This window comes from Rubripirellula tenax, assembly GCF_007860125.1.
GTDB lineage: Bacteria > Planctomycetota > Planctomycetia > Pirellulales > Pirellulaceae > Rubripirellula > Rubripirellula tenax.
Genome location: NZ_SJPW01000001.1, coordinates 591079 through 608397, shown reverse-complemented (window position 1 = coordinate 608397; position 17319 = coordinate 591079). Strand labels below are relative to the sequence as shown.

Annotated in this window: 9 protein-coding genes; 3 read left to right on the top strand and 6 right to left on the bottom strand. The window is 53.6% G+C overall.

Features of this window, described 5'->3' with window-relative positions; all coding sequences use genetic code 11:
- Positions 1 to 87: 87 nt before the first annotated feature.
- The 3 genes from Poly51_RS02190 to Poly51_RS02180 all read right to left on the bottom strand — a co-directional run bounded on the left by Poly51_RS02190 (position 88) and on the right by Poly51_RS02180 (position 7050).
- Positions 88 to 1392, bottom strand: a complete 1305-nt coding sequence (locus Poly51_RS02190; protein WP_146453777.1) for an O-antigen ligase family protein — start codon at positions 1390 to 1392, stop codon at positions 88 to 90.
- A complete protein-coding gene (locus Poly51_RS02185; RefSeq protein ID WP_146453775.1) occupies positions 1389 to 3872 on the bottom strand; it encodes a GumC family protein in 2484 nt (827 codons plus the stop codon). Before Poly51_RS02185 ends, Poly51_RS02190 begins: the two co-directional genes overlap by 4 nt.
- A 454-nt stretch (positions 3873 to 4326) precedes the next feature.
- Entirely contained in the window at positions 4327 to 7050 is a 2724-nt protein-coding gene (locus tag Poly51_RS02180; protein WP_146453772.1) for an O-antigen ligase family protein, read from the bottom strand.
- 176 nt (positions 7051 to 7226) lie between these two features.
- Here Poly51_RS02180 and Poly51_RS02175 point away from each other — a divergent pair, with 176 nt between their 5' ends.
- The gene (locus Poly51_RS02175) at positions 7227 to 8318 is read left to right on the top strand and encodes a glycosyltransferase (protein WP_146453770.1); all 1092 of its coding nucleotides are present in this window, start codon (positions 7227 to 7229) and stop codon (positions 8316 to 8318) included.
- A gap of 65 nt (positions 8319 to 8383) precedes the next feature.
- Here the strand turns inward: Poly51_RS02175 and Poly51_RS02170 are convergent, their stop codons facing one another.
- Positions 8384 to 12322: a CBM96 family carbohydrate-binding protein gene (locus Poly51_RS02170; protein ID WP_186775283.1), complete on the bottom strand. Its 3939-nt coding sequence runs from the start codon at positions 12320 to 12322 to the stop codon at positions 8384 to 8386.
- 496 nt (positions 12323 to 12818) lie between these two features.
- On the opposite strand from Poly51_RS02170, the gene Poly51_RS30255 reads away from it, so the two are divergent.
- Positions 12819 to 13304, top strand: coding sequence for a glycosyltransferase (locus tag Poly51_RS30255; protein ID WP_186775282.1), 486 nt, complete (start codon positions 12819 to 12821; stop codon positions 13302 to 13304).
- A 107-nt stretch (positions 13305 to 13411) separates the two neighbouring features.
- Here the strand turns inward: Poly51_RS30255 and Poly51_RS02160 are convergent, their stop codons facing one another.
- Entirely contained in the window at positions 13412 to 14176 is a 765-nt protein-coding gene (locus tag Poly51_RS02160) for a class I SAM-dependent methyltransferase (RefSeq protein WP_222435770.1), read from the bottom strand.
- A 344-nt stretch (positions 14177 to 14520) separates the two neighbouring features.
- Between Poly51_RS02160 and Poly51_RS02155 the strand changes: the two genes are divergently transcribed.
- Positions 14521 to 15678 carry a glycosyltransferase gene (locus tag Poly51_RS02155; RefSeq protein ID WP_146453762.1) on the top strand — a complete coding sequence of 386 codons (1158 nt, stop codon included), beginning with the start codon at positions 14521 to 14523 and terminating at the stop codon, positions 15676 to 15678.
- Positions 15679 to 15788: 110 nt separating this feature from the next.
- Here the strand turns inward: Poly51_RS02155 and Poly51_RS02150 are convergent, their stop codons facing one another.
- Positions 15789 to 17069: a lipopolysaccharide biosynthesis protein gene (locus tag Poly51_RS02150; RefSeq protein ID WP_146453760.1), complete on the bottom strand. Its 1281-nt coding sequence runs from the start codon at positions 17067 to 17069 to the stop codon at positions 15789 to 15791.
- Positions 17070 to 17319: the final 250 nt, after the last annotated feature.

Genomic DNA, 17319 nt, shown 5'->3' with positions numbered 1-17319 from the left:
TCCAAGAAACCATTCAACGAATCTTAGAAAGCAGAGGAAAGTCGATTGTAGCAGCTTTGATCGGATGCCCGAACCGGTCCGCGAGACTTATAGAGCGTTCCTCAGTTCGTAAACTTCACCGTGTCGAGAATCGAGTGACGGTTCCGATTCTGGTTGCTCGTACGAGTCGACTCCCGATCGGAGGTTCGAAGAATACCAGGCCGAGAAGAACAGCACGATCGGGAAGGTTTGAAAGTACAAGTTGATATCGTTGACTTGCCACTGAACAAGCACTGACAAAATCAATGCAGAAAAGACACCTCCGGCAAAGTCACCTCGCAGTGCTTGCTTGAAGATCGGTGCGAAGATGTAACCGTACAGCATCAGAAACAACGCAGATCCAATCAAACCGTAGTTCACGAGATGAAAGACGGCCATGTTTTCGATGGGGTGCATCAAGACGAAGTCGGATGCGCGGTGCCCCATCCCGAATAGAATCCACATCGGTTCGCTCGTCCACACGTCAGCCGCCTCGACCCAGTTCGCAACTCGTCCAGATGATAGACGATTCGCATCCCCGTCGAATTCAAGGCGGTCGATTTGTATGTCGCCGATCGGATGACCCGCTGCGGACATCAGGATGACAACGGTCACCACACTCAATATCGAGACGGCGAGAAGACCGCGTAAGGCTGTTGCGGAGTGGTTTACCACAGTCACGCAAATCAAAAAGAACAAAATGCTCATCAGAAGCGAGATGCGAACCAACGACTCGTGGTAGATCAATGCCACCAAGACTGGGAAGACAATCCACAACGCGATGAAGTACAAACGACGCTTGTTTACCATCGCCAGTCCGGCCAACAGTAGCTGGAAACCCATCGTTGCGTTGAATGCGTACGCGCCGGATTCACCAACCAAACCACCAAGACGGTGAACCGACGCACCACCGTCACGCTCGAATGTTTGGTGGGCGTCGAAGGCACCGCTGCCAAAGTGATAGAGAACCGCGATACAGACGCTGGCGAATGTGGCCAGACAACCGAATGCGATCAAGCTGCGGGATAAGAATTGCCTGTCGGTGGGCATCGCCACGACTAAGAATAACAACGAATGGATTGAGAACAGTCGCGCTAGGTGCGGCAGGTTCTCTTGATAGAGACGACGGTCGCTGCTTTGGAAAATGTTCGTAATGACAACGGTTGCGGAAAAGCAAATGACTGCGATCGCAACGATTTGAACCAGTTGCATCGAGCGTCGATTCATGAACGCAAAGAACGCAACCGGAACCGAAAGCACGGCGAACAAGTCGGTTGTTTTGATTTGATCGCCAAACTCTGGAACCGCGATCACGAACTGGGGAACAAAGATTGCCAGTAGCGTGAAAGCGATTACGACAGTTTGGTAATTCATTCCAAAGCCGCCTTCTGGCTGGCCATGCCAGGCAGGGTTGGGGTCGCGGATCCAAGGACCACCGCACGCGAGGCATTCGGCGAACCCGACGAGGTGGCCGACTTTGTTGCGCCCTTCACTCGAGGCAGTGTCGAGATCGACGAAGGTTCACTTGCGGCATATTCGTTGTGATATTTTCCAACGTAGGCGTATTCGTTTGCACGATACCCGCCGTACCCGTACGACGATCGTTTGCCCGCATCGACACCGTTAACAATTAGGGCGAGCGGCACGATTCCGTTGTCGTTAAGAATGCGTCCCGCTTGTTCGACGGGGCGACGACCATTTTTGGCAATCCGGACGGTCAAGATGACACCATCGGCCAGCGGTGCGACGATCGAAGGATCTGCCACTGCAAGCACAGGCGGTGCATCGATCAACACCAAGTCATAGGTTCGCCGTGCTTCTTGGACCAACACACTCATGCGATTGGACTGTAAGAGTTCTGCGGGCACGCTGGTCGCTTTCCCGTGAGGCAGGATGTCCAAGTTTTCGACCGACGAAGCGACAGTTGAGTCTTCGAGCGTTGCTTCGCCCATCAAAATGTCACCCAGGCCACGGCCGCCATCGACACCAAACAAGCCCGCGATCACAGGACGTCGAAGGTCCGAGTCGATCAGCAAGACTCGCTTACCTGCTTGAGCAAACGAAATGGCCAAGTTCGAGATGGTCGTCGATTTCCCGTCGCCAGGGTGCGGGCTGGACATCATCAACACCTTGGTGTCGCTGCCATCGGCACGAATCATCAACGATGTTCGCGCGACGCGATAGACTTCGGCTTCCGCGGAACGCGGACAGTGCGCCGTCACCAACGAGGGTGCTAGCGGAGTCTGGTCCGGCGACGGAATCGGCAACTTGCGAAGGTTGAACAAAGGAACGTGTGCGATGGCCGAAGCCTGAAGCGTCGTTTCAAGGTCCTCGACGTCACGGAATGTTGTGTCCAACAGTTCCGCGCTGATGCCTGTGGCGATTCCCAGGAAGAAACCGAGAAACGACCCCAACACCAACACGATCGGCAATCGCGGCCAAGCTGGACTCTTGGCCGGTTCCGGATTCGATAACAAATCCGTCGAGAAGCCGGCGTAGGATCCCGCCAAATTCAGTTCTTGCAGGCGTCGGATCACTTCGTCGTATCGAATCTGGGCGCGCGTCACTTTCGCCTTCTTGGCGTTGCCTTCAAGGAATGCGTTTTCGACGTCTTTGGCCAATTGCAATTCTTCGCTACTGGTTTCGACCAAGATAGCTTCACGCATTTCGTATTCTGCGATGTCGTTTTTCAGCAATCGGGTGAACGTGGTCAACATGGTCCGAGGATTCATCGTGCTCTTTTCTTCTTCCAGAGCGGCCGGTGCGTTGGCGGCAACGAATCGTTCGATCACGTCGATTTCTTCTCTCGTCGACTTGATCAACGGGTGGCTGACTCCGTAGACGCTGACGAGCGTGCGTTCTTTTTGCAACAAGTCAAGCAAGCGACTGTATTGGGCTCGCGCGGCCTCGGCACGAGCAGGTTGTTCAGCTTGGAACGTTTCCGATTGGGATTCGCCCCGTGTCATATCCAAGAAAAGTTTCAATCGCGTGACGTCTTTCTGGCTTAACAGTGCCAGCTTATCGAAGTCGTTGACCGAGGTTTCGTTCTCGTCGGTGAACGCTTCGATGACCTTCAATCGCGACTTGGCTTCGGCCAACGAAGTGCGGACGGTGTTCAGTTCGCTCTCGAGTTGTTCCAGGCGAGTCTTGTGAACATCGCGAACACGTTCGCCCTCCAACAAGACAGGTACCGAACTGATGAATTCACGGTATTCGCGATCGGCAGCATCCAATTCTTTTTCGTTTTCGATGCGTGCCGCGTCGATTAACTCGGCTGCTTCGCGGCTGGTGTCCTGGGTGTGGCTCTCGACATACCGTTCGTACGAACCATAGATGGCAGCCAAAATGGTCGCTGCATCATCTGGATTCGGGTCACGGAACGTCGCCGACAAGACCATCGCGTTTTTCGATGCGCCTTTTCCGCCGCGGGCAACGTCAAGGTTCTCGATGATGTAGTCGACCGCGTTGTCTCCACCCGCCACGACAGCGCCGATGGAAGGCAGCTTTTCAAGATTCTCTGTTGCGATGGCGTCGGAGATGAGCAAACGACTGGTCAGCAATTGAACGTGGGTCGCCAGCAAGTCTTCTTGGATCGTGTCGCCACTGGCCTGCGAATTGCTCATCGTTCCGCTGGTGGTCAATTCGCTGGAGCGCTGTCCCACCAAAATTTCAATATGAGATTCGTAGGTTGGTTTCGTCGCATAGAAATACAATAGTGCGAACGCGATACCCAAACACGTTCCCAATACGAGGTGGAACCAACGCCGCCGCAGCATTGCGAAAACATCTATTTCGATGGACGGTTTCCCGGGTCGTTGGTCTGGTGAATTCGTTCGCATAAGTGAACTTCGCATTGGATCAAGAAGGAGGCGAAACGTCGGTTCAGGCGTTGGCAGGCGTGCAAATGCCTCGTGCTTTGTCAGAACTCAAATTTAGGGTTGGCACTTTCGTGGCGTAGGCTTCCAGCCTGCGATTTCCAACATCTGCGCATTGGCAGGCAGGATGCCTACCCCACGTTCAAATATTGACAATGCACTAGCTGAACAGCGCCACGTTGGGTGGGTTTCACCGAAATTCGTGGCACTTCCGAACACATCAGCCGCTTTGGCGTTCGCCACGGTTCTACCCGTGAAAACCGGGACTGACGCCCAGACGGCTAATCCAAAGTGGCGCTGTCCAGCTAGACGTGCTTCTACACGTCTAGGTTTTTCGACCGATTCGCGGTCCACAGCCATTTCCCCCGAAAAACGCACGCTTCCAACAATCAAACCTGTTGTGCGGTAGGTTTAGATTGTGTCGGTGGATCCGCTAGTGCTGGTTTGCCAGACCCGAACGTGACTGAGCAACCAAGCTGCGGAATCGTTTTTCGTTCGGATGCAGTGATCGTCCGACGATCGCTTGATCTAACGCTTCGGCGAATTTTTGCTGCTTCATCAACGCCTCGATCAAACGGATCCGATAACCCGGATTTTCGGGCGCCTCGGTCAGCGCCATGTCCCAGTACTTACCGGCCGCTGCGAAATCGTCCAACTTTTCATGCAGTTGCGCGAGCGTCTGGAATCGCAGGCGGTTGTCGAATCTAGAGTCGGTCTCGCAATACTCGATCAGTCCCCGAGCCACCTTGGGATCAAAAAACTCGGTGGGCAGGATTGTTTTTGGATCCGTCTGACGATCCGGAACATTCGCCACGGCCAGATCCAGTATCAAGTTCGGCGATCGGGACGGAACCAATCGCTCGGCCACTCTCAGCGGCGTCATGCGGGTCGTTGCAATCTGCATAATCGGCTTCCAGTTTCGATCATCGATGGAAAGAGATCGATTCCACTGGTCGATCATCTGCTCGTCATCGCTGGACAAATAGGCCATCAAACCGTTGACGAATAGGCGTCTCGCATCGTTGTTGGAAAGGCGGGCCGACTTGTCCTTCCAAAAAGACCGATCCAGGCCCGTGAATTCGGCGACCAGCATGGACCGATAGTAACTGCTGGTTTGCAGAGCATTCAAACGAATCGCCTCGCTTGCGCTCAATTGCATCTGTTCAAGCGATTGACGAAGTGAGTCCGTTGATCGAAAAACGTTTCGTGTCGCGTCTCGGTTTTCCGCTGGCGTCAGCGTGATGAACTCGTTGATGTTGATCGGGTCGGTTGATGTCCAAACAACATTCTCGCCGCGATTTTGGAGTTCTTCCATCAACCCGACGCGATATGCGATTAGATGCCACCACGCGCGTCGTTCCCAAAGGCTGGCATTGCGGGGCGCCGCTACAATCGCTTTGTCCAGTCGCGATAGCATCTCGTTGGCGAACTCAATCGTTTGAGAATCGTTCGCCGACGATAGGATCGTTTCGTCGAGAGCCTTGTCAGCAATCGCGCGTTGCTGACTCAGTGAGATCGCGGGTGCCAACGACGCTAGGGCGACGACGCCCATTAGAATCGGACGCACGATCGCGGTCACATTCCGCGGCTCGGTTTTCTTCAGGGACACTTTGCTGGCCGGATCAACGGTCAAACTCAATCGCGTTGCCACCGTGCTGATAAAGACGGCATAGACGAACAGGTTCGCTGGAATCGCGATCACAAAGTCGACGACGCTCTGGATTCCGGCCATCAAGGCCAGTGCGATGCCGAAGGAAGCCCATTCGACCGTCGAACCGTTTGCTTGGTCACGAAAGCCACTACGACACAAGCGAAGAAACCAGACAATCATCGCGACCAAGATCACGATACCGATGGCACCCATCTCGGTGAAAATTTCAAGATATTGGTTGTGGGCTTCGCGGAACCAATACGGAAAGGTCTCTTCTTGGTACGGCAACGTAGCGTAGCCGTAGGTCCCCAAACCTGTGCCGCTCGGGAAGTTCGAAACCGCCGTCGTGAACCCGTCTTGCCAATGCTTCCATCGCTGGTCAGTCGATAGGGCGTCGAGAGACACATCGCCCAGTCGACGCTGCATCGATTCCGTCAATCGTTCGGTCACGAAAGAACTTGCAAACACACCAATCACCATGACGGCGAAGAAGATGGTCGAGTACTTGGCGACTCGTCCGTATCCGCGTCGGCGAATCAGTGCCACGACCACGAACGCAATGAATGCGCTGACACAGGCGCCGCGCGAAAGCGAAACGGTAAGGCCAATCACCATCACTGCCAGCGCCAGCATCAATGTGATGTTTCGCCGCGTCAGCATTGGGTGGCTTCCTCGGTATCCCGCTCGAGAACGAATGCTAGATCGGTTGATCAGGACCAGCAATATCGCGGCAGCGGCGCCGGGCAAGATCGCCGCGGCCCCCGCATTCTTGTAGATGAAACTTGAAAATGCCGGTGACGAGTAGGGGCTGCTCAGTCCGGGTAGCAGATCCGATGAACCGCCCGCCCGTTGCAGAATCCCCCAAGCCGCTAGCAGCGTGCAGTTGATCGCGATGCACCACAACAGCACGCGACGGCTGGCGCTGGTGGTGAACAGCCGCGACGCCAGCAACGCAAACCCGAATCCGACCAAGTATGGCGTGATCGCGCGGCGGGTTTCGTCCAACGAAACCGTTCCTCTGGGAATATATTGAAATCGCGAGGAAACCGATTCATCGGGGACTTCGCCAACGACTTCGTCAGCGCCTTCGCCGGAGACATCGATCGATAAATCGGCTAGCCCTGGCTCGACGAATTCATCCTGAATCGAAGCCGGGCCGCGAAAAAAGTACCGCGTCACCGAATTCACGGGAGCCGTTTGTGCGGCTGCATATACGATCCAAACAACCCATAGCGCGAAAAAGATTCGCGGCATCCGGACCGAAGGTTGCCCCATCGAAGCGACTACCGTCAACAGTGTCGCCGTCGACAAGGCGATCGCGATCCGATAAAGCGTCGAGGCATCGGTCGCTCCGTTCAGCCATGTTCCATACGCCAGCGCACCGATCACGATCGCGCGGGCGACCCACATCATCACAACTCGCCAACGGGCCGTTTCACGCGATCGCGGATCGGCCGATTTTCTGACACTTCGCTGAGGCGTCAATCGCGCGGTTGTCCGTGACATGGCATCTGGTACCCAAAGTGATAGCTAACAAAGGCGGGCAAAAATCGCCTGATCGTGTTGTTTCGGTCACCATAGGCTTTCCAGCGGATACTCGCCCTACCAATTCTTCAATTCACCAATTCTTCCGGGGCATCATCGCCATTGCCACGGGTATAAGAATATGCGAGCCTTTTCGGATGAAAGTTGCACTGGCACACCATTGGTTGAACGGTTACCGAGGTGGCGAGAAGGTACTCGAGCAAATGGCGAGTCTCTTTCCCGCTAGCGATGTTTACACGCTCGTACACGATCCGACCGTCGACGTGCCGGGGCTGCGCGGACACAAGGTCCATGCCAGCCGGTTGAACCGATTTCCGAAAATTCAGAGTACGTATCGTCACTTGCTGCCGCTGCATCCCTGGGCGATTTCGGGCATGCGCGTTCCCGATGACGTGGATCTGCTGCTTTCCAGCGATGCGTCGTTGATCAAAGGCATTCCGAAAGGTCCGTCGACCAAGCACGTCTGTTACTGCCATTCACCGCCACGGTATCTGTGGGAACTCGGTTCGGACTACAAACGAGCCTCGTTCGCGGCCCGGATCGCGCTGGATCGGTTTGCCCAGTCGCTACGTGAGTTCGATCGCAAGTCGTCGGAGAGCGTCGATGACTTCGTCGCAAACTCGAAATTCGTCGCCGGCCGCATCAAGAAGTACTACGACCGTGAATCGACCGTGATTTATCCTCCGGTGGCAACCGACGACTTTGTTCCCGATCGCCCGCGAGGCGATTTTCACTTAGTGATTTCCGAATTGGTGTCGTACAAACGGATTGACATCGCCGTCGACGCTTACAACCGTACCGGCAAGCGGTTGGTTGTCATTGGCGGTGGCCCCGAAAAGAAAGCCCTCGAAGCGTCCGCGAAACAGAACATCGAGTTTCTCGGGCGACAACCGTTTTCATCCTTGAAAGAACACTTCGAAACGTGCGAAGCGTTCGTGTTTCCAGGCATCGAAGACTTCGGTATCACGCCTGTTGAGGCCCAAGCGTCCGGCGCGCCCGTGATCGCATTGCGAGCCGGCGGTGCCTTGGAAACGGTCATCGATAACCAGACCGGACTGTTTTTTGACGAACAGACACCGGATTCATTGATCGACGCGATCGAGCGTTTCGATCCGTCGTCGTTTGACTGGCGGACCTGCCGAAGCAACGCCGAAAATTTTTCATCGGCTAACTTTCTCAAACAGTACAACGATCACGTTCAAGATATGTTCCGGCAACCGCACGAATGAGCTGAAATTGAGTGCCATACGTGCCAGGGCTCAATAACGAATCGGTTAGATGCGAATGAAGATGATCAGGAATAGATATTCAACATCGGCCGTCCATTCGTTGACTCCCTGGAACGATAGTTCACGCTACGATCCGTCGCTCCTGAACTTACTATTCGAAACGCAATCGAGTCCTGTCCAGCCGCAATTGCAGTTTGCACAGCATCACTCAAATTGATCTCTATTTGTGATCCACTTGCAATTGACGCTGAGCTAACTGTCCACGTTGCGGCGAGGATGCCATGCATAGCTGGCGATCGCGAGTTACCCCAAGTCAGGCTGGACTCATTGCTGGATCCCCAATTTGGGTCGACAACATAGAGTTTGTGCTCAAGCGGATTAATTCCGAGGTCGTGTGAAAAAACCGAAAGTGAGAGCGTCGCGTAAGAGGCAGAGCCAACACCTGAAATATCGTACTTCAAAAATGCCTCGCGCGTGTAGTCTTCCGATCCCACCTTTTTTACAGACAAGTAATTAAAGCTTCCGTAATTGTCATTGCTATAGACAACTCCACCACGCACGAACGTGTCAGCTTCTGGTGACAGTATTTGCGTTTGGGGAATTGGATAAATGTTCAAGGTCGGTTTCCCAGTCGTAGACTCTCTTGACTGATAGGCAACGCCGCGATCGGTTGTCCCAGAACTCGCGATTCGAATGGCAATCGAGTCTTGTCCAGCAGCAATTGCAGCTTGAACAGCATCGGTCAAGTTAATTTCAATGGGTGAACCGTTCGCGATCAAGGACGAACTGAGTGTCCAGGTCGCGGCAAGCGTGCCCTGAAGTGCTGGTGATCGTGAGTTACTCCAGGTTAAGCCGGACTCGGTGTTCGAGCCCCAAACAGGGTCGATGATGTAGAGTTCATGATCCAACGGGTTGATTCCTAGATCGTGCGACAAGACCGAAAGCGAAAGAGTTGCATACGACGCTGAATCGAGCCCCGAAATATCAAACTCCAAAAATGCTTCTCGGGTGAAGTCTGGCGATCCTACCTTCTTTACAGATAGACCATCAACGCTCCCATAGTTATCAGTGCTATAAACGCCTCCTCGAACATACGTATCGGCAACCGACGACAATGATTGCTTTCGAGGCGTTGGGTATATTGTTAAGGTTGGCTTTCCAATCGCGGACTCTCTCGACTGGTAAATAACACCGCGATCCGTCGCGCCAGAACTCGCAATGCGGAACGCGATCGTGTTCTGGCCAGCAGCAAGTGCAGCCCGAACCGCTTCGGTCAAGTTGATCTCAATGGGTGAACCGCTTGCGATCAAGGTCGAACTGAGTGTCCAGGTCGCGGCAAGCGTGCCCTGAAGTGCTGGTGATCGTGAGTTACTCCAGGTTAAGCCGGACTCGGTGTTCGAGCCCCAAACAGGGTCGATGATGTAGAGTTCATGATCCAACGGGTTGATTCCTAGATCGTGCGACAAGACCGAAAGCGAAAGAGTTGCATACGCTGCGGAATCGAGCCCCGAAATATCAAACTTCAAAAATGCTTCGCGGGTGAAGTCTGGCGATCCAACCTTCTTTACAGATAGACCATTAACGCTCCCATAGTTATCGATGCTATAAGCGCCTCCTCTAGCGAATGTGTCGGCTACCGGATCGAGCTCGCTCACCAAGGCGTCAGAAGTTTGGATCAGACGAAGGGCTGAATCGGCATTAACACGCCCGTACCCATAAAAGTTGTTGAAACCATTTGTGTATTCCACGCCACCAATCTTGTCCGCAGATGCCCGCATCACCTCACGAATTTCGGAAGCGGTCAACTCGGGGGCTTTTGCAAGCATTAGTGCGGCTATGCCAGCTGCTAACGGAGTCGCTGCGGAGGTCCCACTAAAACGAGATGTGTAATCACCGGCGCCGTAGCCAACAAGCCCGGTTCTATCGGTAGTCGTTACATTGGAGAAGCCTCCGTTGCTTGGTGCAACAAAGTCAAGTTCCAATCCATATTGGCTGTAATCAGATCGAAAGTCCCAATCAGTACTTGCGCCTACTGCGATCGTACTGGTCAGGTTAGCCGGATAGGCAACTGCGGTAGTTAAACCAAAATTAGGGTCGTAAGTGTTGAGTGCCAGCGCAAGCTCAAACGGACCACCGTCCTTGGAAATGTAAAGACTCAAGTCATCGGACGAAGCTGAGTTGTTTGTCCATGCCTGGAAGCTCAATTCACTTCCACCGAGGAAAGGATCGACTGTAAACGTGGGTGATGTTAGTATGGATACACCACTACCTGTGACGTTCCCCGCTTTCGCGACAAACTGGCTGACGCCATAATTGTGACCTGGATCATCAACAATCGTCCACGTCAAATCACCCCCGGATGACCACCCAAATGGTAATTGATTCGTTGCAAATCGTTCAACGGAACCGTCTCCAGGAAAAACAAATTGTCCAAGCCATTTGGTGTCACCCCCAGACGCTCCCCCACTATACCGCCATTGAGCTGCATAATTATGGGCGCGATCAAGATTGTGAGAATAATTCACAAACGAGGATGCAGAGTTTCCTGTCGCCACGAAAACGGATGTACCCAACCCACCTCTCCCATTCGCCGATGCCCACGCAAGTGCATCCGAGAATCCCTGTTCGGGTACACCGCCACCAAAGCTCAGGTTTAGTATATCTGCGGCGTCCCAGGTTCCTGTGGCATCTTTGGTTCGACCGGCTGCATAGTAAATTGCAGGCGCCGCGTCCGTATACGACGTAAATGTTTCATTTCGGAACACCTTGACGGGCATGACCTGCGCACCCCATGAAGCCCCGGTGACGCCAAGGTTGTTGTTGCCTATTGCAGCAGCAACCCCGGCTACGGACGTGCCGTGGTTGTCCGTGCCACCTGAGTTGGAAACATTCGGGTTAGGATTGTTATCGTTGTCAAAAAAGTCCCAGCCATTGAGATCGTCGATCCAGCCGTTCCCATCGTCGTCAATGCCACTGTTTGGAGTCTCGCCTGGATTCACCCAAATGTTTAAATCGGGATGGTCAGTTTGAACGCCAGTATCAAGTACTGCAACGACGACATCACTACCGATCCCGGTCGTGTCGTCCCAGGCTTCGAGTAGGTGGGCATCTGCGCCGTCCGCCGCCCCAATCTGGCCGGTGTTGTGCAAGTTCACCTGCTGGTTAAAGAGAGGGTCATTCGGACTCGCCGCCGACTTGATTTCCGAATAAATTTTGGGCGATGCCCATTTTACCCGGGAATCCATCGTCAACTCATTAGCAAGTCGTAACACTAACGCCCCAGCCCCATTCTTCAGAATCGCTACGAACTGATTCGAAGTACCGCTAATTCTTTTATAACTCGAAAATCGAGTATCAAAAACGTCGTTAGCGTCTGCGGCATCATTCAGCGCAACCACAACCTCATTCGTTATCACCGCTCTCGAGTCGTATTCCGGCGAGAAGAAGACAGGGGCATACCACAAAAGATCTTCACGTTCGTCCAATTGGTAAGCCAAGCTGGCGTCGGCTGCCTCCCTACTAAGAGCAGGAAACGAGTTTACGTTAAGGTTTTTCGTGAGGATTCTTCTTCCCTGACCGAGCGATACAGTATCCGCCCAATTTACCTGGTACACATTTTGGCTAGCCGGTGAGAAGACACCCGCCGAATCTTCTTCCTTTTCAACAAGGCCAACGACGACCTCGTCATGAAGTTGCAGCAACGAGATTTGCTCGCCCTGATGCCAATAAGAATCACCCAAATCATCCGCATTAATTTTCGCAGAACGCACGTCAGTTGCAATGTCACGGACAATATTGTTTTCAGTCGAATCTACAGCATGCGAAGACTCGGGTAGGTTGGTGGGAATACTCAGAAGCGAGTTCGCCGACAGGGCGATTCTATTTTCAAGCAACTCTAACTTGAGAACTGATCTCCGTGCAGCATTCCTGATTTGCTTTTCTGACATTCTATTCGCTGACACATGATCATTGTAACATTTGCTGTTTTTCAAGTGCTTCGTCATTCTCATTCTTCGTTGCCCACGAGAGTTGTTTTATGCCGCACTCGTCACCAAAGAGCTGCGGTGATCACTCTTGATGATGAGAGTATAAAACACAATCCCCACAATCCGGGGGGGAGGGAGGGCGTGGCGGACGTGGCGGGCGCATCGAAATCTGGTCGGGAACTGTAGCTCTTGAAGGAAAGTCGGTGTCCCAACCGACAAGTTTTCGCTCCCGCTTCAAGCTATGCTTGGAAGTGTCTTGCTCGACGAGAGACACGATATACCGTCGCGAACGTGTCGTTTGCGGCCGCGTTTTCCCTGCGAATACGACTCGATTCATCGGGTAAAGCAATATCCAGATCCAGAGCCCAATGAATCGATTCAAAGCGCCAGAGCCTTCGTACGCTCGTGGCGAACTCGCGCATTTTTGCTTTGCGGCTTTGCAAGAAGTAACGCGATTCCACGCGACACTCACCGCCTTGTTCGATCTGGGGCATCGCTTGTCCGATGCAGGTTTATGATTTCCGAATTGGTGTCTTATAAACGGATCGACACTGCGGTCGATGCCTACAACTGCGCTTGCGAGCGGTTGGTTGTCATCGGCGGTGGCCCGGAATCGAAAGCACTTCAAGCGTCCGCGAAATCGAACATCGAGTTTCTTCGGCGACAACCGTTTTCATCCTTGAAAGAACAAAACGAAAGTTGTGATGCGTTCGAGCCTCCGGACATCGAGGATTTCGGCATCACACCGGTGGAGGCGCAAGCGTCCGGCGCGCCCGTGATCGCATTGCGAGCCGGCGGTGCCTTGGAAACGGTTATCGACAACCAGACGGGCTTGTTCTTCGACGACCAAACGCCCGATTCGCTGATCGATGCGCAGGAGCGGTTCGACCCGGCGTCATTTTCTTGGCAAGTGTGTCGTCAACACGCAGAAGAATTTTCGACCGCCAACTTCATCCGGCAGTACACCGATCACGTCCGAAAAGTTTTAAACGACGACTAGGTAGAATGCGGTTTTTGCCAGTCGCACCCTTTTTAAAGTCGCCTTTCCCTCCACGAAAGCTGCGATGCTACTAACTTTCCCGGAGCGCAACGTGACACTGATAATTGTTATCTCCCACGATCTTCCGCCGCCGGTTTCTTTGAATCGATCGCTTCGAGATCGGCCGTAGCCACCAAGTCATCAGCGAGCATGGGCCAGCGGCTAATCACGGCCCACTTCATACGTCCGATGATTCCCTGCGGTTTCCCAAATTGGCAATGCTCGAGGGTTCGAGTGTGCCAGCCCGATTGGAAAAGAACACGCAAGAGCGTGTATGGGGTGAACCAATAAAAATGGTCCGAGTTGACCCGTTCGCGCGAACGGAATGTGCCCAAGACATTGGCGCGGCGAAAAGCGTTGGGAACCGTCACGATGATCGACTTTACCCGACCCTGGCTAAACTTTCGAAACTGCGACAGAAAGAATACGGGATTGTCAATATGTTCGAGCACTTCACCGAAGATCGCGATGTCCCAATCCTGGGTGTTAAATTGCTCGCATCCTTCACCGGTCATCAAATTGGCGTTGATGATATTAGTGACGTCGTACGAATTGCGAACGTAGTCGATTCCCTCTTGATTTATATCGATCCCCAGGCAAGTTTCCGCGCTGTCCGTCAAAATTTTGTGAAACCAAATTCCGCTCTTGATTTTTTCGTCGATCAACGGAATATGATCCAGGCATCCGACGTGTAAAATTCGCTTACCCGCCGTCATCGCTGTGATTGCATCCTCGCGGCCATTGATGGCGCCCGTTTGTGTGATCGGTATCACCAGGAGGTTATCGAATTTTTCACCCCGGGCATGTTCGTTGATTCTTTCGGGAAATTTCATCGCAGGCATGGCGTCGTTCTTTGAATGGGAGAGACCAAGTCGAACTTTGGCGGTGGAACGGTGAGGAATCGCAATTCGAGCCTTGTCGGGGCAATGCAAGTATTGCACATTTTCTTTACAACGCGCCGATAGGCCCTTTAATCGTCGTCGAAACATAGGCGGATATAACGACGGATTCGAACACGGTTTTCCCGAAAATAGCGTCACCCGAAATCCGCCGATAGCGCCGTCGGCTCGCTGTCTGCATGTATTTGGACTTTCAGTTGGGATGAAGATGGGCTTTCCGGCGGGTTTGGTTCTGCGGTATCGTCGAGTTCAAACGTTTAGAATTGGGATACACGATCATGCATCGATCGAACGACGCCGAGGCGTCAGAGACAACACGACGAATTCGCGTGCTTCACCTCGTGGGTACGCTCAACCGCGCCGGGATTGAAACGTGGCTGATGCACATGCTTCGGGCGATCGATCGAACGCGGTTCACCGTCGATTTTGTTTTGGAAAGCGATCGGGCCGGCGACTACGACGAAGAAGTCAGACAGTTGGGATCCAAAATTTACTATACCGGCGACCGAGCGGCGGTGGGCTATGGTGGTCGGTTGACGCGAATCCTTCGTGAACACGGTCCCTATGATGTCGTCCACAGTCACTACAACCATTTCAATGGGTATGTGATGCGGTTGGCGAGCCGCCAACGAATAGCGTGCCGAATCGCGCATATACATACCGATTCTTCCATTCGCGACTCAAAAAGCGGTATCGGTCGAAAGCTGTATGTGCGGATGATGCGGCGATTGCTTTTTCGGCACGCGACGCTGGGGATTGCTGCGAGTATTCCAGCAGCATTGTCGCTTTTTGGTGAGAACTGGAAGGAGCAAGGTTTGTGCCAGGTGATGCACTGTAGTGTCGATCTCGAACCTTTTTCGTTAAATCACGATCGGTCCGAAACACGCAAGGAATTGGGGATCCCAAGGGACGCGTGGGTTATTGGGCAAGTGGGGCGGTTTGTCGACGTGAAGAATCATCGATTGACGATCGAAACGTTCGTCGAAGTGGTGAAGCAGATTCCCGAAGCGTTTCTGTTGCTGCTCGGTGACGGCCCGCTTCGCGGTGACATCGAGGCGCGAGCGGAGGAGCTTGGAATCGCCGAGCGTGTCCGATTCGCGGGAAATCGTGTCGACGTACCAAGGTTGCTTTCGGCAGCGATGGATGTCTTCATCATGCCGTCAAAGTACGAGGGGTTGCCTCTTGCAATCATTGAGGCGCAGGCGGCGGGGTTGCCTTGTGTCTTGTCGGATGCGATCGCGCGAGAATCCGTTGCCATACCCGAACTTGTGACCTGGCTTTCGGTTAGCGAACCTTGGGATTCGTCGCTGATTCGGCTTCGTCACCACGATCGCCAACGACAGCGATGCCTAGACCTGATTCGACAATCCGATTTCTCGGTCGAAAACGGCGTTCAGAGTCTGCAAAACATTTATGCCACTGGAAAACACGCATAGGACCGACGGGGTTTTCTCGTCGTCTTTTGCGCCGCGAAAGTTTCGATTTTACGAACGTTCGCGGAGTGATAGTTGACACTTAGTTCTCGCACGATCCTAAGGCTTTTGTGTCATTTTTTTTTGAACGTCATACACGCGATCGCGAACAAGACGACTAATAGGCCTTCACACGCCAAGCTGGTCCAGATCGCGCCGTGCCATGAATAGGTGGGAATCAACAAAAACGCGATCACGACGTACGCGGCCACGATTGTCATTTGGGTTGTTGAGCGAACGGTTTGGCGCCCGATCGCCGTCAAATAGTTTCCCATGCTGTAATGCGATGCTTGTAGCATCGGTAGAATGCAGCCGATTCGCAGGATGGCAACCGAGTCGGTAAAGTCCCTGCCCAAAATCAGCGGCGCCCACGGTGCCATCACATAAATTGCGACCGACATGATGCTGGCCAGCCCAACGTTGGCTGCCAGCAGCCCCAAGGAAAATGTGGCGCATGATCGGCCGCTGATCGCCGCACGTTCGACTTGACGCGGAAAGGTTGCTTCGAGGATCGATCGGATGGGTAAGAATGCGAGCGACAACATCTTGTAACCGGCCGCGTACATGCCGACGATCTCGGGTGCGGTCCAGCGTGCCAAGAACAGCTTGTCCAAGTCCGTGTAGACCGCTTTGCTAAACACGCCCGATGTGAACGAGAACGCTAGGCCCATGTTGGCGTTTAGCGCTGACCAACTCATGCCGTGATAGGGCGCAAATCGGGTCATTGAATGGAACAAATAAACCAGCAGCGGCAGCAGGCTCATGTTTAGGAAAATGATCAGCAGCAGCAGCGAATGCTGACCGGCGATGAGCAAGCCAAACGCAACAACGGCTTTGACCGCTGCGATGGCGACGTTAATCATCGAAGTCCGAGTGATTTCGCGTCTGGCTTGATGGACTCTCGCCAGCACGTTGCAGCCGCGGACAAGGGTTAATTCCCCCAAAGCCAACCCCAGCATCAAGTACCAATCGATCCAATGCGGCGAGTTGAACAGATAGCAGGCCAGGGCCAACGCGATCGAGAGCGGAATCCCCAAGAAAACGGTCGCCGCGACCGAGTTGGTTGCCCACAAACCGGTTTCGTCGCGGTTGCTGCTGATTCGCACCAGCGCGACTTCCGCGTATCCGATTCCTGCGAACGGCGATACCAGATTGATGGCGGCTAGCGCCGTCGCAAACTGACCGAAACGCTCGACCCCCAACATCCGCGTCAGGACCAGAAAGTAGCCCATCTGGAAAACCAACTGAGCGACGTAGCCCACGGCGAGCACGGCAGACGCCTGGGCGTGTTCACGCGATCCTCGAGTACGGCGAGTCGCAAATCCGATCACGCGTTGGCGGACGGTCTGGTTCATCCGACCCAAGCCGTTGAACCAACTTGAGAATCCGTTGACGCAAGCCGAACCATCGGCGAGCTTCGGCGACTATCAAGGTTCTTCATGGAGGCTTCCGAAATTGCGATGGGGAATCGTTCATCCGCATAGAGTTACCTCGCAGATCAATCCGACGCGGCGTCAAAACGGCTTTTTTTTGCAAAATTTTCAGTTGGTTTTCAGTCTTTACCGTTGACGCTTGATTGTGTGGAATGCAAGGGTGATACGTCTT